General features: G+C 61.7%; 20 protein-coding genes. 17 read left to right on the top strand and 3 right to left on the bottom strand.

Going from position 1 to position 25,156, the window contains the following annotated elements; all coding sequences use genetic code 11:
- Nucleotides 1-121 precede the first annotated feature (121 nt).
- The gene (locus ARC39_RS16810; RefSeq protein WP_068115992.1) at nucleotides 122-1,051 is read right to left on the bottom strand and encodes a LysR family transcriptional regulator; all 930 of its coding nucleotides are present in this window, start codon (nucleotides 1,049-1,051) and stop codon (nucleotides 122-124) included.
- A gap of 143 nt (nucleotides 1,052-1,194) precedes the next feature.
- On the opposite strand from ARC39_RS16810, the gene ARC39_RS16805 reads away from it, so the two are divergent.
- The 4 genes from ARC39_RS16805 to ARC39_RS16790 all read left to right on the top strand — a co-directional run bounded on the left by ARC39_RS16805 (nucleotide 1,195) and on the right by ARC39_RS16790 (nucleotide 5,118).
- Nucleotides 1,195-2,370 carry a cytochrome P450 gene (locus ARC39_RS16805; protein ID WP_068115991.1) on the top strand — a complete coding sequence of 392 codons (1,176 nt, stop codon included), beginning with the start codon at nucleotides 1,195-1,197 and terminating at the stop codon, nucleotides 2,368-2,370.
- 56 nt (nucleotides 2,371-2,426) lie between these two features.
- Nucleotides 2,427-2,750: a 2Fe-2S iron-sulfur cluster-binding protein gene (locus ARC39_RS16800; RefSeq protein ID WP_068115990.1), complete on the top strand. Its 324-nt coding sequence runs from the start codon at nucleotides 2,427-2,429 to the stop codon at nucleotides 2,748-2,750.
- Nucleotides 2,747-3,952 (top strand): NAD(P)/FAD-dependent oxidoreductase, encoded by a 1,206-nt coding sequence (locus tag ARC39_RS16795; protein WP_068115989.1) that lies wholly within the window; start codon nucleotides 2,747-2,749, stop codon nucleotides 3,950-3,952. Before ARC39_RS16800 ends, ARC39_RS16795 begins: the two co-directional genes overlap by 4 nt.
- A 113-nt stretch (nucleotides 3,953-4,065) precedes the next feature.
- Complete coding sequence (locus ARC39_RS16790) at nucleotides 4,066-5,118, top strand: TRAP transporter substrate-binding protein (protein WP_068115988.1); 1,053 nt, start codon at nucleotides 4,066-4,068, stop codon at nucleotides 5,116-5,118.
- Between the two features lie 235 nt (nucleotides 5,119-5,353).
- Here the strand turns inward: ARC39_RS16790 and ARC39_RS16785 are convergent, their stop codons facing one another.
- Nucleotides 5,354-5,620: a hypothetical protein gene (locus ARC39_RS16785; RefSeq protein ID WP_068115987.1), complete on the bottom strand. Its 267-nt coding sequence runs from the start codon at nucleotides 5,618-5,620 to the stop codon at nucleotides 5,354-5,356.
- A gap of 345 nt (nucleotides 5,621-5,965) precedes the next feature.
- Between ARC39_RS16785 and ARC39_RS16780 the strand changes: the two genes are divergently transcribed.
- Complete coding sequence (locus ARC39_RS16780) at nucleotides 5,966-6,637, top strand: helix-turn-helix transcriptional regulator (RefSeq protein WP_068115986.1); 672 nt, start codon at nucleotides 5,966-5,968, stop codon at nucleotides 6,635-6,637.
- 61 nt (nucleotides 6,638-6,698) lie between these two features.
- On the opposite strand, the gene ARC39_RS16775 is transcribed toward ARC39_RS16780, so the two are convergent.
- Nucleotides 6,699-8,684: a hypothetical protein gene (locus ARC39_RS16775; protein WP_068115985.1), complete on the bottom strand. Its 1,986-nt coding sequence runs from the start codon at nucleotides 8,682-8,684 to the stop codon at nucleotides 6,699-6,701.
- 542 nt (nucleotides 8,685-9,226) lie between these two features.
- Here ARC39_RS16775 and ARC39_RS16770 point away from each other — a divergent pair.
- The 12 genes from ARC39_RS16770 (at nucleotide 9,227) to ARC39_RS16715 (ending at nucleotide 25,140) form a co-directional block, all read left to right on the top strand.
- Nucleotides 9,227-10,546 (top strand): nucleotide sugar dehydrogenase, encoded by a 1,320-nt coding sequence (locus ARC39_RS16770; protein ID WP_068115984.1) that lies wholly within the window; start codon nucleotides 9,227-9,229, stop codon nucleotides 10,544-10,546.
- Nucleotides 10,547-10,565: 19 nt separating this feature from the next.
- Complete coding sequence (locus ARC39_RS16765) at nucleotides 10,566-12,035, top strand: glycosyltransferase (protein WP_068115983.1); 1,470 nt, start codon at nucleotides 10,566-10,568, stop codon at nucleotides 12,033-12,035.
- Nucleotides 12,036-12,062: 27 nt separating this feature from the next.
- The gene (locus ARC39_RS16760; protein WP_149866459.1) at nucleotides 12,063-13,154 is read left to right on the top strand and encodes a hypothetical protein; all 1,092 of its coding nucleotides are present in this window, start codon (nucleotides 12,063-12,065) and stop codon (nucleotides 13,152-13,154) included.
- 53 nt (nucleotides 13,155-13,207) lie between these two features.
- The gene (locus ARC39_RS16755) at nucleotides 13,208-14,629 is read left to right on the top strand and encodes a mannose-1-phosphate guanylyltransferase/mannose-6-phosphate isomerase (RefSeq protein WP_161470984.1); all 1,422 of its coding nucleotides are present in this window, start codon (nucleotides 13,208-13,210) and stop codon (nucleotides 14,627-14,629) included.
- A 115-nt stretch (nucleotides 14,630-14,744) separates the two neighbouring features.
- Entirely contained in the window at nucleotides 14,745-15,992 is a 1,248-nt protein-coding gene (locus ARC39_RS16750; RefSeq protein ID WP_068115980.1) for a right-handed parallel beta-helix repeat-containing protein, read from the top strand.
- A gap of 1 nt (nucleotide 15,993) precedes the next feature.
- Entirely contained in the window at nucleotides 15,994-17,451 is a 1,458-nt protein-coding gene (locus tag ARC39_RS16745; protein ID WP_068115979.1) for an MBOAT family O-acyltransferase, read from the top strand.
- An 11-nt stretch (nucleotides 17,452-17,462) separates the two neighbouring features.
- A complete protein-coding gene (locus ARC39_RS16740; RefSeq protein ID WP_068115978.1) occupies nucleotides 17,463-18,551 on the top strand; it encodes an alginate O-acetyltransferase AlgX-related protein in 1,089 nt (362 codons plus the stop codon).
- A complete protein-coding gene (locus tag ARC39_RS16735) occupies nucleotides 18,544-19,302 on the top strand; it encodes a hypothetical protein (RefSeq protein WP_068115977.1) in 759 nt (252 codons plus the stop codon). Before ARC39_RS16740 ends, ARC39_RS16735 begins: the two co-directional genes overlap by 8 nt.
- Nucleotides 19,289-20,668, top strand: a complete 1,380-nt coding sequence (locus ARC39_RS16730) for an alginate O-acetyltransferase AlgX-related protein (protein WP_068115976.1) — start codon at nucleotides 19,289-19,291, stop codon at nucleotides 20,666-20,668. Before ARC39_RS16735 ends, ARC39_RS16730 begins: the two co-directional genes overlap by 14 nt.
- Nucleotides 20,665-21,300: an alginate O-acetyltransferase AlgF gene (locus tag ARC39_RS16725; protein WP_068115975.1), complete on the top strand. Its 636-nt coding sequence runs from the start codon at nucleotides 20,665-20,667 to the stop codon at nucleotides 21,298-21,300. The genes ARC39_RS16730 and ARC39_RS16725 overlap by 4 nt, the downstream gene beginning before the upstream one ends.
- 49 nt (nucleotides 21,301-21,349) lie before the next feature.
- The gene (locus tag ARC39_RS16720; RefSeq protein WP_068115974.1) at nucleotides 21,350-24,112 is read left to right on the top strand and encodes a tetratricopeptide repeat protein; all 2,763 of its coding nucleotides are present in this window, start codon (nucleotides 21,350-21,352) and stop codon (nucleotides 24,110-24,112) included.
- Nucleotides 24,109-25,140: an alginate lyase family protein gene (locus ARC39_RS16715; RefSeq protein ID WP_068115973.1), complete on the top strand. Its 1,032-nt coding sequence runs from the start codon at nucleotides 24,109-24,111 to the stop codon at nucleotides 25,138-25,140. Before ARC39_RS16720 ends, ARC39_RS16715 begins: the two co-directional genes overlap by 4 nt.
- The last annotated feature ends 16 nt before the right edge of the window (nucleotides 25,141-25,156 follow it).

Raw genomic sequence — 25,156 nt, 5'->3', positions numbered from 1 at the left:
TTGGTCGAACGGGGCAGACGTGTTGCGCCGAGACGAGCCATTTTCTGCCGCGTCCCCCGGCCGCGCTGGCTGGCATACTTGGTATCGGAGGTACTGAGCCGACGCGACGCGAATTTCGATATCACTGCAGCATCTCGCCGGTATCGGTACTGGCTGCGGCAACGGAGCGTCGGATTTCGTCGCGGACCCAGATATTAAGGGGCGCCCGATGCGTGAGGCCTGTCCAAACAAGCCGGATCGGAATTCTCGTATCCACGGGGCACGCAAGAACCCGAAGCCCCTTGCCGACCGCTTTCGACAGGCGTTCAGGCACCGTCGCGACCAGGTTTGACCCTGCGACCAGGAGTTCCAGCCCGGCGGGGCTCGGCACACGAAGCCCGACCTGTAGCTTATGGCCCATCCGGTCCAGCTCAATCACATACCGCGACCGCCACTGACCGCCGTAGGTGACGAGCACATGTTCGAGTTCAAGATAATCTTCGAGGCTCAGCGGTCCTCCGGCTTTCGGGTGTGTGGGGTCCAGAAGGCAGACATAGCGTTCCGTGTATAGGCTACTCTGGTAGAATGTTGGGTCGTCTCGTTCAAACGGCCCTATGAGCAGATCGGCCTCGTTGCGCATCAGCCGTTCGTGGCCGACCCCGGACGCGTCGATGATTTCCAAATCGAGTTTTGGTGCCTCTTCCTTCAGTCGATGGACGATGTCCGGGACGATCAGAACGCGCTCATAGAAGTTGCAGGCAATCGTGAACCTCTGTTCGACCGTTTTGGGGTCGAACGCCGGCGGCGTGGCCAGTTGCCGGAACTCCTCGGTGAGCCGTTCCGACTGACGCACGATCTCGTCGCATCGTGCTGTGGGCAACAGATGTCGGGATTGGCGAACGAAAAGCGGGTCATGGAATACAGCGCGCAGCTTCTGGATTGTGTAGCTGACGGCGGATTGGTTGACCCCGAGCGCCTCGGCCGCCCGCGTGAACGATCGCTCCTTTTGGACGAGGATCAGGACCTGCAACGCGCGGAAGTCGACCCCCATCGGATCTGCGGACTTTGTCATTGCTGCTTCTCGCTCCTCAGTTTCTTTTGTGCCGCCCAACTCATATCAAAAAATTGCATGCATTGTATAAAATCAATCGCATTGATTGATTTACGTGGAATCGCCTAGCTTTCTGAAATGCCGGAACTGGGAGGAGAAGGCGGATGGCAGTTGCACCGGTCGACGAAACGCTGACGCTGGCGGATCTCACGCGTGACCCATACCCAATCTATCGGCGAATGCGGGCTGAGACGCCCATCGTGCGGGTGCCGGCGGCGAACCGGATCTTTCTGACCAAGGCGAAGCACACGAAGATGGTCAAGGAAGATCCCGAGCTTTACAGTTCGGACGATCCGGTGACACCCATGCAGCGCGCGTTCCAGGCCCATACGCTGATGCGCAAGGATGGCGTGGAACATCGGCGCGAACGCATGGCTATGCAGCCGTCATTCTCGCCCAAGGTAGTGAAATCGGATTGGTCAACGCTCTACACCGACATCGCCAGAGACTACCTCGATCGGTTGCCGCGCGGCGAGACGGTCGATCTTTTCACGGCGCTGTGCGGTCCGGTGGCGGCGCGCATCCTGGCCCACATGCTGGGCCTCGACGAGGCGAGCGACGCCGACATGATGCGCTGGTCGCAGATCCTGATCGACGGTGCCGGTAATTTCGGCTTCGACGAAGAGCCTTTTGCACGGTCGGACGCGGCCAACGCCGAGATGAATGCGCTGTTTGACAAGCTCGCACCGCGCCATCGGGCAGAGCCCAACAATTCCGCGTTCTCGGTTATGGTGAATGCAAGGGATCCAATCCCGACAAGCCAGATCTACGCCAATATCAAGATCGCAATCGGCGGTGGGATCAACGAGCCCCGGGATGCGCTGGCAACGATCGTCTACGGGTTGCTGACAAACCCCGAGCAACTTGAGGAAGTGCGACGGCAGGGTGCGTGGTTGGACGCGTTCGAGGAAGGCATCCGCTGGGTCGCGCCGATTCAGGCCTCGTCCCGTCGCGCCGTGCGCGATCTGCAGATCGACGGCATCGACATTCCAGAGGGAGTGACGCTGATGACGATCCAGGCGTCGGCCAATCGTGATGAGGAACTCTACGAGGATGGCGAGGCGTTCAACGTGTTCCGCAAGAAGGTGCCGCACCAGGCCTTTGGTAGCGGGCCCCACCATTGCGCCGGGGCGCATATCGCGCGCCGAACAGTGGGCGAAATCATGTTGCCGATGCTTTTTGAACGGTTCCCGGACATGAGCCTGGAACGGCCGGAGGATGTGGTGTGGAGCGGATTCGGATTTCGCGGCCCGCTCAATCTTCCGGTCCGCCTGAACTGACCCGATGATCAACAGAGCATGCCGACGGTCCCCGGACCATGCAGGAGGTATACCCCATGGTACAGATCACCTTTGTCCAACCGGACGGAAACCGAACGACGATCGATGCGGCAATCGGTGATTCCGTGATGCAGACCGCGTTGGCAAACGGCGTTGATGGGATTTTCGCCGAGTGTGGCGGTGCCATGATGTGCGCCACCTGTCACTGTTACGTCGACGAGGCCTGGGCCGGCAGGACCGGAAAGCGCGAAGATGGAGAGGAAGACATGCTGGAATGCGCCGCCAGCGAGATGCGCGAGACCTCGCGGCTCTCCTGTCAACTCAAGGTCAGTCAAGACATTGACGGGTTGGTCGTACACTTGCCGGAAGAGCAGGCATGATTGCAGGCGCACTCCGCGACATCGTCATTGTCGGCGCCGGTCAGGGCGGCTTTCAGGCAGCGGCAAGCCTGCGGCAGGAGGGGTTCACCGGTTCCGTGACACTGATCGGGACGGAGGCGGATTTGCCATACCAGCGGCCGCCGCTCTCCAAAGCCTTCCTGAAATCCGGTAACGCGGATCAACTGTGGCTGCGTCGTGCGGACTTTTACGAAAAGAACGCAATAACCTTGGTCCCTGACTGCCGCGTGAACAGGATCGACCGCGACAACAGCACGGTCTATGCCGGAGACCGCCGTTTTCGCTACGATCATCTGATACTCGCGACCGGTTGCCGTAACGCCCGCCCGCCGATCCAGGGCCTTGAGAGGGCGCTGGACCTTCGCACGCTGTCGGATGCGAGGCGGCTACGGACGGCGGCGGCGCGTGCGCGGCGGTGTGCCGTCATTGGAGGCGGATTCATCGGCCTGGAATTCGCTGCGGTGGCGGCGGGGCTTGGGCTCGATGTCATCGTTGCCGAACAGGCGAGCCGTTTGATGGCGCGCGCCGTTTCACCGGAGATATCGGCGCGGTTCGCGGACAAGCACCGGGGCCTGAACGTAGACATCCGGGTCGGGAAATCGGCCGCGGCAATTGACGACGCCGGTTTACACCTTGCCGACGGGTCAACCGTCGCGGCCGACCTAGTGCTGTTGGCGGCCGGGGTGGTTCCAAACGCCGAACTGGCAGCGGAAGCCGGTTTGATTGTAGAGAATGGGATCGTGGTTGATGAGCAACTCCGGACATCGGATCCCAACATCTCGGCGCTTGGCGACTGCGCGGCCTTTCCGATGCATGATCGCGGTTTCCGTGTCCGGCTGGAGAGCGTGCAGGCGGCCACGGACCATGCCCGTCATATCGCCCGCCGCCTGACCAAAGGCGATGCTGGTCCGTATTCTGCGGTCCCGTGGTTTTGGTCGGATCAGGCAGATTGGAAACTCCAGATCGCGGGCTTCGCGCAGCCGGACGACGAAAGCGAAATGCTGGAGGACGGATCGGTGCTCCGGTTCTCGGGGGCCAGGCTCACCGCTGTCGAGACAATCAATGCGCCGAAACTTCACATGAAGGCGCGCCGATTGTTCGCGGAAACCCCCGCACCGACGCGAGCGGAAGCACTTGCGCGACTAGATGTCGAGGAACGCCGCCGTATGGCAGCGGGCGCGTAACATTGCCCGGTTAGTCAGACCCAGAGGAAAAAGCAGAGAAAGTCAAATCGTGACTTGCCCAATCGACGGCGAACAGGTCGATATGGGCCACATCGTTGAAGAGGGAGGATACCATGAAACAAATAGCAAAAACGCCACTGCGCGTTGTCGGCGCCATCGGGATGGCGGCCTTGTCGCTGGCCGCGACGTCCAGCCTTGCGGTCGCGGCTGATGTGACGTTGCGGCTGCACCAGATGCTGCCCCCCCAGGCAAGCGTGCCGAAAAACATCCTCGAACCCTGGATGGCGAAGATCCAGGAGGAATCCGGCGGCCGGATCGAGATCCAGCATTTCCCGTCGATGCAGCTTGGCGGCAAGCCGCCCGAACTGGTCGATCAGGCTATCGATGGCGTTGCGGATATCGTCTGGACATTGCCCGGCTACACTCCCGGCCGCTTCCCGCGGACCGAAGTGTTTGAACTTCCTTTCATCATGACCGATGCGGAGGCGGTTTCCCGGTCGTTCTGGCAATTGGCGGAAGAGACGATGCTGGACGAGGACTTCAAGGACATGAAGGTTCTCGGCCTCTGGGTGCACGGCCCGGGCATCATCCATTCCAAGGAGCCCATCGAGAAGCTGGAGGACCTGAACGGCGTGAAGTTGCGCTCGCCGACACGGGTCACGAACCAGATGTTCAAATCTCTTGGCGCAACGCCCATCGGCATGCCTGTCCCGGCGGTGCCGGAGGCGCTGTCCAAAGGCGTGATCGACGCCACCGTTATCCCGTGGGAAGTCACCGGTGCGTTGAAGGTTAACGAACTTGTCGACTACCACACGACGTTTGGCGACGACGCGCTCTACACGGCGACTTTCATTCTCGGGATGAACCGGGATCGCTACGATGCCCTGCCCGACGATCTCAAGGCGGTAATCGATGCGAATTCGGGGCTCGAGCTCTCCGCTCTTGCGGGCAAACAGATGCAGGCGGACGATACCCCGCCGCGTGACCAGGCGATAGCGAACGGGGCGACCATCGTGGAACTTCCCGCGGAGGAAGTCGCGCGCTGGAGGGAAGCGTCCCAGGCGACGATCGATGGGTGGATCGCAGAGATGGACGAAAAGGGGCTCGACGGCAGCGGATTGTATCAACGCGCTGTGGAGCTGATCGAAGAGAACTCGTCCATGTAGCAATCGCCGCCGGCCGGGAAAGGGTCGGAGACGGGGTCATCCACCGCTTCCGATACCCGGTCGGCGCCGCCCGGAACGTGCATGCGTTCGATGTCGCCGCAACGTCGGCACGTAGGCGTTTGGGACCATCCAGCAGACCATGACGCAAGCAAGATTAATGGCGTCTGGCTGATTGGGGCTCTTCACCATGCCAGCGGTTTTTTTGGCGTGCCATGCGATCGTCGAAAGACGGTCGCTACCGTTGTTGATTGACCGGCGGAAGAGAGCGCTGTTGGCTGGCTGCCGATGGGAATTGAATGACGTTGGAGGCGTCTTTCCCCGTCGCTTGTCCGGTCTCCTGTGCGTTCGACGCAGCGACCTCGTCGAGTGCCAGTTCTTGTGCTTCGGCAAGTGCAACACCCGCTGCGACGCTGATTTGACGCGCTGCGTTGTCCAGACCCAGTTCCGCTGCATGCGCCGCCGCACACAGAAGCTTGTCGACGATCTGTGAGATGTCGTTCATGCACCACCTCCAACCCTGCACGCCGAAGAATTGGTGGATTCACGTAAAGGAATACTGAAGGCTCGAACCGCTTGGGTCGCGCCGCCCTGCGTGGTCCACGCACAATTCCGCTGCGGTGGAAGTGCATTTGAGGCGGCACCAACTAATCCGACTCTGAAGGGCATTCGGCGTGTCATGAAGGCTGGGTACGCGGTCAATCCGTCGAATACATGTCAAACAATAGGCAATTCTCCACTCAAGATTGGCGGAATCAAGATGCGCGGTTGCCTATTTGACGAAAGCCACGCTAGCTGAAACCACGTCGAGGGGTGGGTGGCTCAACCGACTCGAGGATCAGGATTGGGAATGGTCTACTTTTCGACCCTAGCGAAGCCGTCGACGATCGTCGCCGGCATCGCAGAAGAAAATCCCGTTCTGGCCAAGGGTGTATCGGTGCTTCTCGCAGAGAGCGGGATGATTCAGGGGCGCGTGATTCCGATGAAGGATGGCCAACCGGCCTCCGACCGGGATGTGGCGCCCTGCAATGTAGTGATTTTTGACCCTTGCCAGATCGATGAGAACATCGGCGCCTTTGTGGCGCGCGTCCGTTCGTTGCGGAAGGACGCGGCATTCGTCGCCTATTCGTCTGACGCGGCGGGCGGCCATTTTGAGCCGCCGGGCGACGGCAGTCCTTTCTGCCACGTCAGCAAATCGGACGACCCGGAACACCTCCTTCTCGCGACTTTGAGCGCCCATCGTGGAGCGATCTACGTCAGCCGGGCGGTTTCGTCCGCCGATGGCTTGCCGGCGGATGTTCTGGCGTCACGTGTTGCGTCGCGTGTTGGCGACAAACTGAGCCCGCGCGAGAACGCGGTCCTCTGTGCGTTCGCGCGTGGCAAGGGGCTCAAGCAGATTTCCGAGGATCTCGGCCTGAGTGAGCGGACGATCAACACATACAAGTCGCGGGCCGCAAGGAAGCTCAATCTCAGTAACCGGTCCGAGATCGTCCAGTACGCGCTAACGAACCGGTTGATCTGAGATCATTCGGCAGGCGACAACGGCGCAGGCGGCGGTACCCCGCCGCCTCGCACCCCTTGCGTCATGCTATGAGGTCAGCTTCGGCGTAGTGAACTCCATCGAACACGAACGTCTCGACATCAATGACCACTGTCCTGCTATTCCAACTGGAGACAGCCATGCCCTCGGCAGTAGCTGAAATCGCATAGTCGCTTACCGCGCCAGTGAAGATTACGGTGTCGGCACCGGACCCACCGTCGATATGGTCCTGTCCAGACGATGCGTAGATCGTATCATGGCCGGTCTCGGCATAGACGATATCGTCACCGCGCGCAGTGTGGATCGTATCGGCCGCCTCGAAAGCGTAGATTTCGGCCCCAGACTCGTCGGCGTAGATGAGATCCTTGCGCACCGTGCCGACAACATAACCGAAGCTGACGGCGTTGGCGTCCGGATCGGTCGGCGCACCGTAGGTTTCGCCTTCGTTCACGAAGAGCGTGGTCCCCAGGTACTCTTGCTCTGCGCCGTCGCGGACCAGCGAGTCGACCACGACGACGTTGTCCTGATCGCGCCCCCCGTGGAAGTTGATGTCCCGGTTGGTATGCGCGACGTGTACGTAATTGTCGGTCGCGCTGGTGTAGCTGCTGAAAAGCACGCCATGGCGGGTGTCTTCCAAGGTCAGGTTGGTGAACTCGCTGTTGTAGACGTCGCGAATCCACAGCGCATAGCCATTTCCGCCCGAACCCTTGTTGTGAGCACCGTGCACCCATAGCCCGTCGACGTCTGCGTTGATCGTCTTGGCAAGCGCGAGACCGTGAGACGCAGGATCAATGATGTCGATGTTCCTTAGTGACAGGCCGTCCGTGCCGCTGACGCTCAGCGAGACAGCACGTGTTTCTGCGCTGATCGTGTTTTCGAACAGCGACGGATCGGACTCACCGTACGAATTGGCCAGCGTTAGCCCGGAAATCGACACGTCGTCGACCATACCGATGGTTTGCACGGTGCTTTCGTCTGGGGTGAACTCGAAGGGAAGTTGCTCCGCGAGTGCGACCGAGTTCCCGCCAACACTCACCACTTCTACGAGGAATGTCCGCAGCGGCGCGTCGTCTTGCCATTTGGTATCTCCGATCTCTTCGAAGAATTCCGCCGTGTTCTCGCGCGTGATCCAGATCCGATCCCCGGCTTGCAGCCCGTGCCCGTTCTCCAGGCGCAACGTACTGGAACCGGCCGTGGCGGTTTCGGTCAGTGCGATTGCCGCGCCCAGATCGGCGTTGTAAATCGATGGACCGATCTGGATCGTCGGATTGCCGGCACCATCGGCCGTCGCGACGATGACGGTCTTTCCAGCACCGGCTCCTTCCAGTGCGATGTCGGAGCGGGCGATATTCAACGTTGCTTCGAACGTGAAGGTCCCGGCGGCGAGGCGAACCACGGCGCCATCCGCGGCCTCATCGACGATGGCCTGCAGTTCCACAAGGGACGTGCCCGCGGCCACATCGATCACGACGGATTCTTGTGGTGTCGTCGCCAGGGCAAGCTCCATCGTCTCGGCAAAGGACAGGTTCGGGTCGTTCAGGCTGTCTGCGGATTCGACCACGTGCACCGAAAAGCTGCCGGCGGGTAGATCGAAGGGCAAGCGTTCCTCAAGCGCAATGGAGTTGCCGCCGACCCGCTCGACCGCCACGAGGAAGGACAGCGTCAGTACGCCATCGCTCCAGCTTTCATCGCCGTTGGCATAGGTGTCAGCGGCGTCGATCTCGGTGGAAATCCAGATCTGATCGCCCGCTTCGACGCCGTGCCCGGTCTCCAGGCGCAACGTCCGGCTACCGGTGAGCCCGTCATTCACGATCATAAGGCTGTCGCCGAGTTCCACATGGAAAACCTCCGCATCGTCCGCGCCTGCGTCGCCCGCGAACAGGACTGTCGTGCTGTCATGGCCGCCGTACCGCACGACCGCACCCGGTCCGAGTGAATCGAGCAGTGCCCGGAGGTTTTCTAAACTTGCGATTTCAGCCAGCGTCAGCGTGCTGGTGCCGCTTTGCGCGGGAGGGAGGAGGGTTGTCACAATGGTGCCCTTCGTCGTGTCGGTTCGAATTGAGTGGTTTCATTCCGTCCGGCTTGGAGAATGGCCGGTGCGGATATTCGATTTCAGTTCTGGGAAACAAACGGGCCATTGGAAGGCACGACAGTGAAAACATCTGGAACGTGCGGATTCGTGCGAAAAGATCTGTGTGCGGCCTGAGAAATCCTGCCGATCACCAAATTGGGCCGAAAACTCTGCGCCTTTGCACGCGAATGCACAAAAATCTCGCTGTGTATCGAGCGCATAGCATTGTGTCGACTACAGAAACGTATTGTTTCCAGCCGCAATGCAGCATCGCTGTTTGCCACGGTTCAGCCTTAATCCACAGGAATTGAGCCATTTATTGCATTTTTCTACGACTTTTTTGCGGGGAATCTGCAAATCCATACATCCTGAATTTCGGCATTTCTGTGGCTTGTCGCCGCTTTTCCCGACTCCTTCGCACTCGCAGAAAACCGCAGGCTGTTTGCGGAAACAGCGGGCGCTCGGGTTCGCTAAACAGACCAAGCATCGGGATTTGCCAGATGGCGCGAATTAGCATTTTTGGAATTGGGTACGTCGGGGTCGTCTCGGCGGCTTGCCTGGCGAAGGACGGCCATGAGGTCATTGCCGTGGATGTGGACCCAATCAAGGTCGAGAACATCAACGACGGCAAAAGTCCGATCGTGGAAAACGGCCTTGATGAACTGATTGCAGAAGGCCGCGCATCCGGGCGCTTGCGTGCGACACTCGATGCGAAGGAGGCGGTACTGAATACCGATGCATCCTTCATCTGCGTGGGAACTCCGAGCGCACCAGACGGCTCCGTGGGCCTGCATTACGTTCTCTCGGCCTGCGAGAGCATAGCGGAGGCGCTGGCCGAGAAGGAGGGCTTTCACTCCGTTGTCATCCGATCGACCATCGTTCCGGGCAGTACCGAAGAGCAGTGTATCCCGACGATCGAACGGATTTCCGGCCGAACTGCGGGCGAGGACCTGGGCATCGGATACTACCCGGAGTTCCTGCGCGAGAGCACCGCGATCGAGGACAACTACGATCCCGGATTGATCGTCTTCGGCTACATGGACGAGGCGACCGGCGCGATCCTGACCGAGTTGAACGCGCAGCTCCCCTGCGACATTCACAAGGTCGATGTGCGTACCGCCGAGATGGTGAAATACACGTCAAACACCTGGCGTGCGGTGAAGGTTACCTACGCCAACGAGATTGGCAATATCGCCAAGGCCTGCGGGCTGGATGGGCAGACTGTGATGAAGATCCTCTGCTCGGACAAGAAGATCAACATATCCTCCTACTTCATGCGCCCCGGCTTCGCCTTTGGCGGTTCTTGTCTCCCCAAGGACGTGCGCGCCCTGCGTCACCTCGCTCACAGCAAGAAGGTCGTTCCCTTTCTGATGGACGCCGTGTTGGAGGCAAACGCCGGGCAGATCGCCCGTGCCGAACGTATGGTGAAAGAGAGCGGCGCAAAAAAGGTCGGCATGGTCGGCATCAGCTTCAAGCCGGGGACAGATGACCTGCGCGAAAGTCCGCTGGCGGAACTCGCCTCGCGCCTGATCGGCGAAGGTATCGAGGTGAGCGTGTACGACCCCTACGTTCACACCGCCTTCAAGGAGGACATGAGCGCCGTCGGCCGGACGGACCGAAAGGTCCCGGACCTGAAGGCGCGCATGGTCGGCGAAATCGCCGATCTTATCGACCAGTCAGAAGCGATCGTCGTCGGTAATCTCTACGACGAAGCGGTCGCGCCACTGACGGCGGCCTCGGAGGCCACGGCCATGGTCGATTTGACCCGCCTGGACCCACATCGGGTCTCCGCCGGCACATATTCCGGCATTTGCTGGTAAACGACGGGGACCGGCGGGAATGCTCGGACATGCCGCATATCTGGCCGCAATGGTGCTGCTGGCCTCAGCGACTCCGTTGCACCAGCTCGGCGAGGCAAAGGGGGCGCTCATTGTTCTCGGCTTCATCGGGGTCTGGCGGTACAGTTGGGCATTGCTCAATTTCAGTCGCGCGCTGGCTTACGTTCGGGTTGTCTATCCAGTGCGGAAAGCGAAGGCAGAGGCGGCCTTCGCGACCCAGCCTGTTCGCCCGCACGCCTTCTTCCTGACCACGAGCTACAAGATCGACCCTTCCGTTACCGTTCGGGTATACCGCTCGGTTTTCGCGGCTGCCGCAGCGGCGGAAGGTGGCGCGACCGTTGTCGCTTCGGTGGTCGAACCGGCAGATGCCCGGCTGATCCGGCGGACCTTCTCCGGCATGGCCCGCGACATGTCGAGCGTGAAGCTGCTGATCGATCAGATACCCGGCACCGGCAAACGCGATGCGCTGGCGCGGTCGCTGGAACTGATCGCCCGTGAATGTCCCACCCGGCACGACATCGTGACCTTCGTGGACGGAGACAGCTGCGTGCCCGAGGATCTTGTCGTCCGGTGCGCACCTGTTTTTACCGACGCCCGTGTTGGTGCCCTTACTACCGACGAGCATGCCGAAATCGATCGCCCGGGCCTGTTTGAGGATTGGTTCAACCTGCGGTTCGCGCAGCGCCAGGTGATGATGTGTTCCATGGGTCTGTCGACACGTGTCCTGACACTCACCGGCCGCATGTCCGTGTTCCGCGCCGATCTGGCAACCAATCCGGGCTTCATCGCCATGGTGCAGAGCGACAGTATTCACCATTGGCGCCTCGGCCATGTGAAATTCCTCACCGGTGACGACAAATCCACGTGGTTCTGGCTGCTTTCGAACGGATATCGCACGGCCTATCTGCCGGATGTCGCGTCGCTTTCCATGGAAAGCCAACCGCGCAGGGGCTTTGTCGACAGCGCGGTCGTCCTCATGACCCGCTGGTACGGCAACATGATGCGCACCAATGGACGTGCGCTCGGGCTCGGCCCCTCGCGGATCGGCACGTTCACCTGGTGGTCACTGCTGGATCAACGGATGTCCATCTGGACCACGCTGTCCGGCCCCACTGGCGTGCTGCTGACGGCACTCCTGGTCGAGCCGATGATCCTGCCAGCCTATGCTGCGTGGGTAATGGGTACCCGCTACGTCTATTGCGCGATCGTCTCGGCATTCCGTGGAAGCGCCCGTTTCCCGATCTCTTTTCCGTTCCTGCTCTATTTCGGCCAGATCGTCGGGGCCCTGGTGAAGAGCTTCGTGATCTTCCGTCTCGACCGGCAGAAATGGACGCGCCAGTCCGCGGGCCCCGGTCGCGCCGCCGCGCTGACACCCGGCCATCGCCTACGCATGGCCAGTTCCACCTATCTCCACGCATTGACGGTCGGATGGCTGCTCCTCTGCGTCCTCTACCTTGTCCAACTCGCCTGATCCGCACCGCCCGGAAGGAGCCCAGACATGCAGAGCCCACACACCGCCCACTCGAGCCTCATGACCTCAGCCGAGCTTGTTCGAAGTAGCACGGAACACCCGATGATCCCTGTCTGTTTCGAACTTCTGGTTCAGGACAGACGGCTTCGTGGCAATGGCCTCTCGCTCATTGGCGGGACGTGTCAGGGATTGCTTGATCCCTCGCTCGACGGCTCCCGCCAACTGGTGGTTCTGCAATTCTCGTTCGAGGGCTTCGCGGTGAGCCTTCCGGCAGAGGCGGAGTTGCGTGTCTTCGATGGTTCGGATCAGGGCGAAGTGACGTTTGCCTTCGGCGATCCGGCTGGCGCGCATCTGCCGCAGCTCCGGTTCGTGCTGAATTCCTTCATCGCCGGGGACCTGGTCCAGATTTCCGATGTTCTGCAGGTCAACACCCAAACACGGGTTAAGCCGAGCGGGCCTGGCGCGCGCCACGGGATTGGGTACCGCGCAGCACAAACCATGCGGTACCTATCCGTCGCGGTGCTCTCGGCTGCACTGATCGGCATTGCTGCGACGACCTTTCACGCCCGCGTGCTTACGCGCGCCGAAGCGATGCCGGCCGTTATTTCACTGCCCGGCACGACGCTGCGCGCGCCAGCGTCGGGACAGATCGACTACCTGAACGCCTCCGCGGGCACCGGCGACGTGGCCTTTTCTCTTCTGTCGACGACCGGGGCGATGCTGAGCATCAAGATGCCCTGCGACTGCGGAATCGCCGAAGTCGTGATCGAGGAGGGCGCGACCATCCTCGCAGGTGAACCCATCATCAGGTTGCTCACCGACAATGGTCCGCCCGAAATCCAGGCGACGCTAAGCCCCGAAGGGATTCGCGCCGTCCTCGGCGGCGATGAAATCGACTTGGTCTTCGCCGATGGAGCCCGGATCGGCGCTGCGTTCGGGCCGAATTTGGCTTCCGAACTCGCCGCCGCTCCGCCCGGTGAGGCCGTACCGGTCACTCTGCTGCCGGAGGCCATCTTGCCGGCCGACCGCGCCGGTCAGATTGCGACTGTTCGGATCGTCCGCGCCATCCCTTTTCAGAACAGCCTCGACCGATTGAGGGCGTCGCTGGCGGGTGGATGAATCCGCCCCGGACGTCGTTCGCCATCCAAATGCGATTTCAAGGAGCACGCTCAATGTCCCATATCGTCCCGCTTGTCCTGTGTGGAGGGACAGGGTCACGCCTATGGCCCGTCTCCCGAACCGACAGCCCGAAGCAGTTCCACGCGGTCTCCGGCGGGAATTCCCTTTCGTTCCTGCAATCCACGGTGCAACGCCATAGCGGCGAGCGAATGCGCGACCCGATCCTCGTGACCAACGCCAAACATGCCCACTACGTGCGCGCGCAACTCGACGAGATCCAGATGCGCGGAGAGATCATTGGCGAGCCGGTCGCGCGGAATACCGGTCCAGCGGTTTTGGCGGCGGCGCTCAAGGCATTGAAGGCGGACAGGGATGCAGTCCTGCTCGTTCTGCCGGCGGATCATGTCATCGAGGGCGATGTGAACGGGCAGGTATCCGCGATGTACGAGGCGGCGCTGGATGGGCGGATCATCACCTACGGGATCCAGCCGCACTATCCTGAAACCGGCTATGGCTACATCACGGATGGCGGCCCGATCGATGGTTATAACGGCCTGCATCATGTTGGAGAGTTCGTTGAAAAACCGCCACTGGAGCGTGCCCAGGCCCTTCTGGACGCCGGTAACGCCTATTGGGCTTCCGGCATCAGCATGTTCCGCGCGGACACGATCATAGAGGAATACCGCCGCTTCGATCCGACCTCCTTCGCGGCGGTCTTTCACGCGGTCGGCAAGGAGACCCGGGATAGCTATGGCACGATACTGGATCCCGAGGCCTTTGCTCGTGCCGAGAGCCAGCCCACGGAAATCGCGGTGTTCGAGAAGACCGATAGCATCGCTCTGGCGCCGCTTTCGATCAGCTGGAACGACGTTGGCTCGTGGGAGGCAATGCATTCGGTGGGAACGCCAGACGAGGCGGGAAACGTCATTTCCGGCGACGTTATCTCGATCGAGACCCGCAACTCGCTGGTTCGGTCGCAGGACAGGCTTGTTGCGGTCGTTGGGCTGGACGATGTCGTCGTTGTCGACACCAATGACGCCCTTCTCGTTGCATCCCGGTCGAAGTCGCAACAGGTGAAAAAGGCCGTGCAGGCATTGCACCTGGAGGATCGACAGGAAGCGCACTCCCATGTGACCCACAATTTCCATTGGGGGGCCAGCCATCGCGCCTTCGCCACCGATGCCTGCGATGTCACGCATCTCACGGTGAACCCCGGCTCCGAACTGTCGGTCGATGGCAGCATCGGCCCGATGCACCTGATTGGCGTGCGCGGCGAGTTTTCCGTGACCGGCGGTCCGGAGGGCGACGTCGAGTTGTTGCCCGGACTGCGGATCTCCTTGCCGGAAGGCCAGAGCTACACCGTGCGAAATGGCGGCGATGCCAAAGGCGAGATCGTTCTGGTCAGCAATACGCATCTGGTCGAGCTGCCCGTGGCCAAGACCAGTGACGAATTGCGGGACGAATTGCGTGCGTGATCTGCGCCGCATATCGCGTTGCCGACGGCCTGGATTACTGGCGCTGTTGTGCCTCTGCCTATTGTCCCCCTCGGCCGAGGCACAATCACCGCACGAGGCCGGACGACTTGTCGAGATGGATATCCGACTTGTCATGGCCGCCATGGCGCAGCGCGTCGGCGCAAACGGTCAGCTTGGGCTTGTCCGCGCCCAGCAACCGGAAAACGCTCCGGCTCTCGCGGTGGTCGGCGGGCCGTTCGACATGTCGAGCCTGTCCAGCGACCACGAAGCCGTACGAGCCGGTCAGATAACCATCGCTCACGACGGCGCCGTCACTCTCCACCGCCCGCTTGTTATCTGGGAGAGCGCGGAGCTCTTGGTTTCAGGCGGCGTCGATCTTGCGCTGGATCGTGCTTCAGGCGCTTTTCTTCTCAACCTCGGCGGGCTTACGGTCTCGGATGCAGGGGTTTCTGCCATCGGCGATGCGTCGCAGTCATCGCCCGCGTTTCGCCCCTTCGTTCTCACCGCCGGTGTTGGTGCCGTACAGGTGGTCAAGGGCCGCTTCGAGGGGCTCGGATATGCGGATTCAGCGGCATTTGGCGGATTCGCGGTCGTCAATAGGGGGATATTTCCCGCTATTGGCGAAAGCCGTGTCGAAGAGTCGGACTTCGATGATTTGAGCAGCGTGCTCTTCGAAGGTAGCCGCGGTGCGACCTTCCGGAAGAACTGGGTTCGAGACACCCGCGGGGCCGGCCTGATCCTGAAGCAGACCATCGAGACCGAGGTTTCCGGAAACCGGGTTCAGACATCGGCCCTGCATGGAATCCGGATTTCCTCTGGCGCCACCGGTGCGCGGGTGCGTGGCAACCGGATCGAGGATGCCGGGAAGATCGGGATCTTCGTCGATGGCGCCAGCCGAAACGTCGACTTGGAAGGCAACCGTGTGAGCGGTGCGAAAGGAGACGGCATCCTGGTGAAGCGAAGTGGCTGCATCCGTGTTCGCGGGAATTCAGTTCGCACATCCGGCGGCAATGGCATCGTGATCCACCGGTCCACGTCCGTTGCGCTGAACGGGAATGCCATCGAACGTAACCGGCGCGCCGGCATATTGCTTCGCAACCAGCCGGCCGGGGCCGAAACCTCCGTGACCGAGAACATACTCGCGGCAAATACCAGCGGGATTTCGGGCGAGGCGTCGGCGCGGATTCGCCTGATTGGCAACGACTTCAGCGAGCAATTCCCGCGGCTCGTCGCGGGAGACTTAGCATTGGGTGCCCACGGCCTGTTCGCCGACCCTGCCGGGCAACTCCCGATTGTGCTGGAACCGGCAGGCGGCAAGCCGTCGGCACCGCCACCCCCTTGCCCCATCATCGAAGGAGCCTGAGATGGTCTTTTCCTCCGAGAGCTTCCTGTTTCTGTTCCTGCCGGTCTTCCTGGCGGCCTATTACCTCACCCCCAACCGGTTCCGTTCGGCGACCATTCTTGCAGGTTCGTACGTGTTTTACGCCTGGTGGCGCGTGGATTTTCTCGGGCTGCTGATACTGACGACGCTCTGGGCGTTCGTCTTCGGACGCTGGATTGGCAGGTACCGGGAACGACCGGCAGGAAAGGTTTTACTGGCCATCGCCGTCGCCGGGTGCCTCAGTGTGCTCGGTGTCTTCAAATACCTCAACTTCTTCATCGACAGCTTCGCGGCACTGCTGGGCACGGACGCTGGCGGGCTCGGCATTCACTGGCGCCTTATCCTGCCAATCGGCATCAGCTTCTATGTCTTCCAATCGATCAGCTATCTCGTCGATGTCTACCGTGGTGACGCAAGGCCCGATGCCAGGCTCATCGACTTCGCCGCCTTCATCGCCCTGTTCCCGCAACTCATTGCCGGGCCGATCCTGCGCTACAAGGATCTTGAGGACCAATTCCGCGCCCGCAAGCACTCCGTCGAGCTGTTCTGCGACGGGATGGCACGCTTCATTGTCGGTCTGGCCAAGAAGGTACTGCTCGCCGACGCCATTGCCCCGCTGGCCGATCTCGCCTTTTCGACGCCTGAGCCCGACCTCTGGCTCGCCTGGCTCGGCGCGGGCGCCTACATGATGCAGCTTTATTTCGACTTCTCGGGCTACAGCAGCATGGCGATCGGCCTCGGGCTGATGATGGGATTCCGGTTTATCGAGAATTTCGAGACGCCCTATGTCAGCCGCTCGATCACCGAGTTCTGGCGCCGCTGGCACATCTCGCTATCGGTCTGGCTGCGCGATTACCTCTATATTCCACTCGGCGGAAATCGCGCCAGCACCCTTCGCACCTACCTGAACCTGATGACCGTCATGACGCTGGGTGGCCTCTGGCACGGCGCGAATTGGACCTTCGTGCTCTGGGGATTGTGGCACGGTTCTATCCTCGCAACCGAACGTGCGACCGGCTTCCACAAATCGTCGGCAAGCCGGTGGTGGTCGCTTCCGCTGACGCTGTTTCTGGTGCTGATCGGCTGGGTGATGTTCCGCGCCGAGGGCGTCGGCAATGCCTTTGCGATCTATGCTGGCCTGGGCGGATTCAACGGGATCGCAACCGACCCGGAGGTGTGGTTCGCCGTCACCACTGAGAGCATCAGTATCCTGCTGATTGCCATTGCCGTCTGTATTGCGGAACCGTACTTCCGCACACCGCACCGGGATACCGGCCACGGCGAAATGGTTGCGGTCGGTGCAGACGGCAGTGCGGGAATCGTGGGTCTGACGCTCACCCGCCAAGCGCTGATCTCGCTCGGACTGACCCTGCTGGCCGCCGCGACGATCAGCAAGCTCGCCGAACAGAGCTTCTCCCCCTTCCTGTACTTCCAGTTCTGAGGACACCTGCGATGACCCATGCAAAAATCGCCCTCAAGCTCATTCTTCCAATCGCCTTCTTCGGCTATGCGGCCTATGCGAACCTCGACCTGTTGCGCCACGGCGACGTGACCATTGCCGATAGGGATCTCTTTCAGGGCGGTGTGACGGGCGAGATAGACATCGTCTATCGTGACAGGCTCCCGCATCGCGATCCGTCTGTCGGCCTCGTCGGCGCCCTACGCTACGCGATTCTTGGAGAGGGTCGGGACGGTGTCGTCGTCGGCCGGGACGATTGGCTTTTCACGTCCGAAGAGTTCCGTTTCGCCGACGATGCGCCGGTGTCGATGGAAGAGACGGTCGCGCGCATGGCCGAGATGCGGGTGGAACTCGCCGCCGTCGGTAGCGAGTTGGTCGTCCTGCCTTTGCCCGCGAAGGTCGACATCGAGCGGCGGCATGGCATCGATAGCGATGTCAGCCAGCGCAGCGCGGCGGAATATGATGCCTTTCTTTCGGCATTGAGCAACGGCGGTCTCACAGCCGTTGACGTGCGCGCCGCCTACGGTGATGGGCGGACGCCGCGGAAGTTTTTCCGGACGGACACGCATTGGACGCCCGACACCGCCGAACAGGTCGCCTTCCACGTTGCCGCGACGCAAGAGGTGCCGGCGGGGGAGATGCAATTCGAGAAGGAGATCGGGGAGCCGGAGACCTTTCAGGGGGATCTCGTTTCATTCGTCACCAGTGATCGGCTTGCGCCCGTTGTCGGCCTCGAACCGGAACGGGTCACTCCCTACATCGCCAGGGCACAAGGATCAGATGCAGGTGTGCTTGATCTTTTCGCAGATGATGGCGGCCCCGATCTTGTTCTGATCGGAACGAGCTACAGCGCCAATCCGGCGTGGAGCTTTGCCGAGGCGCTGAAGATCGCGCTCGGACGCGACGTGCTGAACCATGCGGCTGAGGGGCAAGGTCCAGTGCGGCCGATGCAGGAGTTCTTGGCCGCGATGCGCGCCGGGGACTCTGTGCCTGAATTGGTCATCTGGGAGTTCCCGATCCGCTACCTGGCCGATCCGGCGCTTTGGGAGGAGACCGCGGAGGGGGAGCGTCAGGATGCCTAACCCATCGCGACGGCTGCTTCGCCAGGCAGGTGCGGGGCTGATAGCTCTCTGCCTTGCGGCCTGCGCGGCACAGGAGCCGGAAACCGACCCGGAACTCGCCAGCGCCAAGGTGCTGCCGCCCGAGCTGGTGGAAGTACGCAAGCGCATGGTGCAGGGGGACCCGGTCGCTTTCGCGGATGTCCGCAGCATTGCTGATCACGACGACGGATATGCCGCCTGGATCCTGGCCGAACGGTTGCGCAATGCCGAGCATTGGGAACTTGCCTCCGATATGGCGCATTATTACGCCGTTGCCGCCGCCAGCGGCCGGAGCGGTGGTATCAACGGGCTTGTGGAGGTGCTGGAGCATCCTGAATTTGACACCGCCAGTATGAGCTCAGATCGGATCGCGTGGCTGGAACAGGCCTTGGTGCACGCTGCCGAAGCCGGGAACCCAAGGGCGCTGACCTATCTGGCTTATGCCTATACATCCGGAACGCCGTTCGGCGAAAAGCCGGATGCCGCGATTGCGCTTCTGGATGCCGGGACGAGCGACAGAAGTGCCCCGCTCGCGCTCGACATGGCGACGGGATTGCTACGAACCGACGGGCTCGACGCAACGAACGCACGTCAGGTGCGGCAGTTGCTGGAGATCGCCTCCACCGCAGACAGTCTGGAGGCACAGATCACGACGGAAAATCTCATGACCGTCGTGGACAGCCGCTTCCTTCCTGAACCCCAACCGGGAGACCTGCCCTATGCAATGGAATGATGTGTGCCGGGGCCTCGGCGCCCTCATCCTATGTGCGGCCGCACAGCCGGTTTGCGCGACACAACCCCTGCCGACCCCGGAGCCGGACGCTGCGCTCTACCCCTCGCGTTTCGGCTGCGCTGGCCTTCACGAAGATGCGCAGACACCGGTGGTGGAGGGAAAGGACGGCGTCTTTTACCGCGTCTACGCGGATATTCGCATGCACCACCCGTTCTCGGACAAAACCGTCGAGCTGCTCTCGCAACTCTCCCGGACGCTGGCGGAACAGGGAACCACTCTTGTTTTCCTGCCTATTCCGACCAAGAGCCAGGCGATGCCGAACCGACTGCCAGACGTGGCCCGGCACTACGGTTACAAGAAAGATGTCTCGGCCGCAGTCTACCAGGATATCGTCGACCGTCTGCGAGCAGCCGGTGTTGTGACGATTCACGGGCAGAACGCGATGCTGGCGGCGGAACACGGCAAGATGCCCTACTTCCAGGCCGACTTTCACTGGAGTTCCGAAGGCGCGCGTCTGGCGGCCGTTGAGGTGGCAAAGGAAATCGGCAAGCTGCCACATCTGGCGGACCTGGAGGTCTCGGAGTTCGAAACGGTCGAGACGGGAACGCAGGTCGCATTCTCCGGTCTGCGCCAACTCATCCAGCGCAACTGCCTGACCAAGATCCCTGAGCCCGTGACGACGACATGGAAAACCCAAAAGGTCGAGTTGGACCTGGGCCTTGGTGGAGACGGGGGTGACTTGGATCTGTTCGGGGACGATGAAAGCCGCGTCCAGATCGCAGTGGTTGGAACCTCCTTTTCCGACATGGAGCTTTCCAATTTCGACGGGTGGCTCTCGCAATATACCGGGCTGGACGTGGTCAACCACGCAATTACCGGCGGCAACCAGTACGGCTCGATCCTCTCCTATCTCACGTCGGAGGATTTCCACCTCGATCGGCCGCATTTCCTGATCTGGGAAAACCCGATCTACAACAACCTGCTGCAATACGGGGACCAGCCACTGCTGGAACTGATCGCGGCGGCCGGTCAGAGTTGTGCGCTGCCGCTTGACGCGCGGCACGTGGCGCCGAACCGGCTCGAGGCCACATTCGCCGACTTCGGACTGACTTCTGGCGACGTGTTGCTCGCTGATGCCGGTGCCGAAGGGCCGGCGGCGGCCGAGTTCCACTTCTCCTTCGAGGATGGCAGCGAGCGCATGCAACTCCTCGAACGCGGGGAGCGGCTCCGCCACACCGGGCGGTTCCATATGCCCGTCAACGCGTATGACACCGACAGTCTCACCGCTGTTTCCGTTGTGTTCGACCGTCCGGTTTCCGACGGCGCCTCGCTCGTACTTTGCTCCAAACCAAAGGATATGCCATGAAACCTCGCATTCGCTTCTTCGCACTTGTTTCCGTCACCGTTCTGAACCTCACGGGTGCAGCCAACGCCCAGTCCGACAATGGCCTCTATCAGGACGTTCGAGACCCCGACGCGAGCTTCGTTCGCCTGATCGTTCCGGGAAAAAACTACGGGAAGGTGGCCTCGGCCGGGATTTCCGACCTGCAGAACGGCGTGTCGAACTACATCCACGTGGAACCCGGCGAGATAAAGGTCGCGGTCGAAGGTGCCGAAAGCAGTTTCACGGTCGCGCCGCGCAGCTTTTACTCCGTGATACTTGCCGATGACGGAACGCCGGTACCCCTGCCGGACACGCTGCAATCCAATCCTGCGAAGGCTGATATAGCGTTCTTCAATCTGACCGATGCCGACGAGCTCGATCTGTTTGTGCCGCGCGCCAAGGCCAATGTCGCGCAGGGGATTTCGGCCGGGCAGAACAGTTCCGTCGCTGTCAAGGCACCGCTGACGCTGGATTTCGAGATTAAATCCGGCGACGCGGTTCTGGCCAGTGTCCCGGGCGTCGAACTGCGCCGGAAGGAAGGCGTGACGATCATCGTTACCGGACGGGACGGGGCATATTCGGCCTTCGCGCACGAGAATTCCTTCGTGAACTGAGACCCGGTCCCGGTCATTTGCCGGGACGTCTGATCAAGGAGGCGATGCCATGTTCGTCAGTCCCCACAGATTACGCTCGGCCCTGTTGGCTGGCGCCCTGTCGGTCGGCAGCGTCTGCGCGGCGCCTGTCGAGATCGACTTCCGCCCGCCTGACATCAAGCCCATGGATGTCTGCGTTTCCAGGCCAGCGGACGGCGTGATCTTTGAGCGGTGGAAAACTTGGGACGGCGGAGCGTTCTTCACCGATGACATCGCGGTAGTGAAGGCCGATCTCAGCCGGCTCGAGATGGTGGACGCGCCCCGATGGGAGGAGACGCTCAAGGCTGCCTACCTACGCCTGCGGGACGAGGATCCGAAGTACACGGAGACGCATGCACTGCTGGACCGGATCGAGCTGATGATTGCCACCGGCCGCTATGGAGAATTGGAACGTCAGCGGTTGGTGCCCGAACTCCTGCGTGACATCGAATCCAAGTCGCCGCGTTTCCAGAACGCCGCGGCTGAGTTTCTGATGGACGGTGTCGGGGTACCGCGCGATCCGGCACGCGCGTCGGAAATCATGGTTGCCAGCGCCTATGCCGGTAATGCCGACGCGATCCTTGCGCTCACCGCGCGTGTCCAGCGCGGTGAAATCGTGCCGGGTTGGGACTTGGATCCCGAACTTGCGATCACGATGGCGTTCGGTTCACTGGTCGGCGAGTTGAACTCCACGATCTGCGACCGGATCTGGCGCATCGCGCGTGAGTTCAAGAATGGCGAGATCGTTGCCCAGAGCAATGCCAAGGCCGAGCGCTGGTATCGCTTCGCAGCCGACCTCGGGGATGGAGCCGCGGCCTGGAAGGTCGTGGAGTTTCACCTCAAGAGCGACGGTTTCGAGAAGGACAACGATACGCTCCTGCACTACCTGACGCAGGCTTCTGACCACGGGTTGACCTATGCGATGGTCGAACTCGGGGGCCTCTATGAGCGCGGCGCAATCGTGCCAAAGGATCTGGAGAAGGCGCGGAGCCTGTACAAGGCCGCGCTGGAGCCGGGCCAGCGGCAGGGGCTCGTTCGCTACGCGTTGTTCCTTGAAGCGCACCAAAAGGATTTCCCCGGACATGAAGCCGAGCGGCTGGATGCCCTGCGCCAGCTGTCCGAACTGGACGAGCCGCCGGGCTGGGTATTCACGCGACTTGCGACCGGGGTGCTGAAGGCAAAGGGTCAATGGGCAGGGGAGGCGGATGCCCGGGTGCTGCTGGAGCGCGCAGCCGAGTTGGGCGACACGGACGGTCTCAGCAAATTGGCCGAGATCCTGTTTCACCATCAGGATAACCACGCGGCGACCGACCGCGCGCTTGACCTTCTGACCCGCGCCGTGACTCATCACGGTTCGATCTCCGCGATGAACGATCTCTCCGGCGCATATATGTGCCGCACGCCCGACGCGCCGCGGCTGGACCTCGCGCGGCACTGGAAGGCGACCGAAGCGGGCACCGATTCCTCTGGTCTCGATCTGTCGATCAACGACACCAATATCGCAACGGTCGGTACGTCCGCGCTGGAGGAGGCAGTGCTCCAGACCCAGGCGCTCTACGGTCGGCCGTCGTCGCTGGCGGTCTACCTCACACACCTTCAAACCGCTGGCGATGTCGATCCGGTGACGCTGGAATTCTGGGCGCGCTACTCGCGCAACTTCGACAGCGCGTTGAGCCACCTGGCGCGGATTTCCTTCGAGCTTGCGGCGACCGACAACGAGCGTTGGTCGGCGCTGCAGCTGATGCGCGAAGCGATGAAGCGCGGCGAGGCGGAATCTGCGATCCGCCTTGCGGAGATCCTGCTGCGCGACACGCCGGATGATACGCGCGAAGAAGCATGGGATCTATTGTCCCCACTGGCCGGGCAGGGGTCCGGCGATGCGATCAATCTCATGCTGCATTATGCCAATCCGGAGGATTCGGCCGGCACCATGGGCGAAGCCGAGTTGTTCGCCCGTTTTGCCGAGGTGATCGACGCGCGCGGCGATTTTCAAGCACTGGCCTTCGCCCTGCCGCGCGTCGACGCGTCGAAACGGCAGGACTACATCCACCGGATGAAAGCCTCGATGACATGCGACTTCAAATCGGCGGTGCGGTTCAGCGAGGCGCTTTCGCGCATCGGCCGTCGCGACGAAGCGCGGCACTGGCTCGATACCGCCTCGAACCTTGCGGACGATACGCCTTGGAAACTGGTCAAGATGGGTGACAGCTACCGCGATTCCGTGGGCGTGGCGGCGAGCGCGGAGATGATGTCGAACTACATCCGCGCGTGGGAGGCGGGCTCTTCGGTGGCCCGGTACCGCCTGATCGACCGGTATACGACCCCTGCCTATGCCGAGTACGACCCCGACGCAGCCGCCGCGATGTTCCTGGATGCCTTCGCGACGCTTGAGGATGCGCGCCTCGCCAGCGTGCTCGGTCGTTTGCGTGGCAGTACCGAGGCTGTTCAAGCGGCCGTGTCCCGCCATATCGACCTGATTGAGCCATACGGACGCGCCGCGGCCAGTGGCGATGTCGCAGCGATGCGTGAGTACGGTTATTTCCTGCGTGATCGGGCAGAGGGGCCGGAGGCCATGCGTATCGCCGTGTCTTGGATTGAAAAGGCGGCGCAGGGCGGCGATCCTTCCGCGATGTTCGAGCTTTCGCGCGCCTACGCCTTCGGGATAGGCGTTCCCGCCGATGCGGGTGATGCGGCCACCTGGTTGCGCCAAGCCGCTGTCGCGGGTCACGGCAAGGCGGCCGAATTGGCTGCGCAGGCAAATCTGTTGACCGACATCCATCCGGTAATCCAATGACCCGAGCGCTTGCAGCCCTGTTTAGCCTCGGTCTTGGAGCCTTCGCCGGTGATGCCGCTGCCGCGAGCGAAATGTGCCGGGTTCGGGCGGACCCGGTTGTCACCCTTGGCTTCGCCAGCCGATACAAGGAAGACAGCGAGTCCCGTTCCGACATCGATCCGAAGGGAAATGCGGAGGTCAACGCGGCCTTGAAGCCGGTCGATGACTTCATCCGCGATCTTTCCACTGAGGCGAACCAGATCCTGATCCGTCCGAAGAGTGCGGATCGTGCCGATTGCCTCGTCGCGGAATTGCGGCGGTGGGCAGATGCGGGGGCATTGGGTGATCTTCAGACGTTCACCGCGCAGATCTCTGTAGGCGGACGGTTTGCGGGCATTTCGCTGGCCTATCTTCAGGTCCGCGATACGGCAACGCGGCCGCAGGATGTGGCGGCGGTGGATCGCTGGCTCGGGCAGGCCGCGCGCGAAGAACTGCGTTTCTGGGCCGAAGATGCGACCCCCGGTGCGCAAAAGGGAAACCTACGCGCCTGGTCGTCTCTCGGCGTGATCGCGACCGGTATTGCCACGGGCGATGGCGAACTCGTCGCGCAGGCCGCCGAGGTGGTTGAGATGCTCATGTGCACCGCCACGCCGGATGGCGGCCTGCCGCAAGAGATGCGTCGCGGGAAGTACGCTCTGCACTATCAGCTTCACGCGATAGCCCCGTTGGTGCTGTCAGTGTCGTTGCTGCGAACCCAGGATCTCGACCTGAGCGACGCCTGTGACGCGGCCCTGCATCGGATCGTCGAATTTGCGGTTTCCGATCTCGATACCGGTGCCAGATCCGAGGCCTATTCCGGTCGCCAACAGAGCTATTTCGATGGCACGGAAACGCTGCGCCCGCATGAACTTGCCTGGGCGGATCTCTATTTCACGATGTCGGAAAGTGCGGAGCTGGAGCGCCGGGTTGCACCTATCCGCCCACTCAAGAACTCAAAGCTTGGCGGCAACCAGGACATTCTGATCGAGCACCTTCTTCCGGCGCTCTGAAACGTCGGTCCCTGAT

Origin of the sequence: Tropicimonas marinistellae, from assembly GCF_001509585.1 — a bacterium.
In the GTDB taxonomy this organism is placed as follows: domain Bacteria; phylum Pseudomonadota; class Alphaproteobacteria; order Rhodobacterales; family Rhodobacteraceae; genus Tropicimonas; species Tropicimonas marinistellae.
This window is presented reverse-complemented; position numbering and strand designations above follow the sequence as displayed.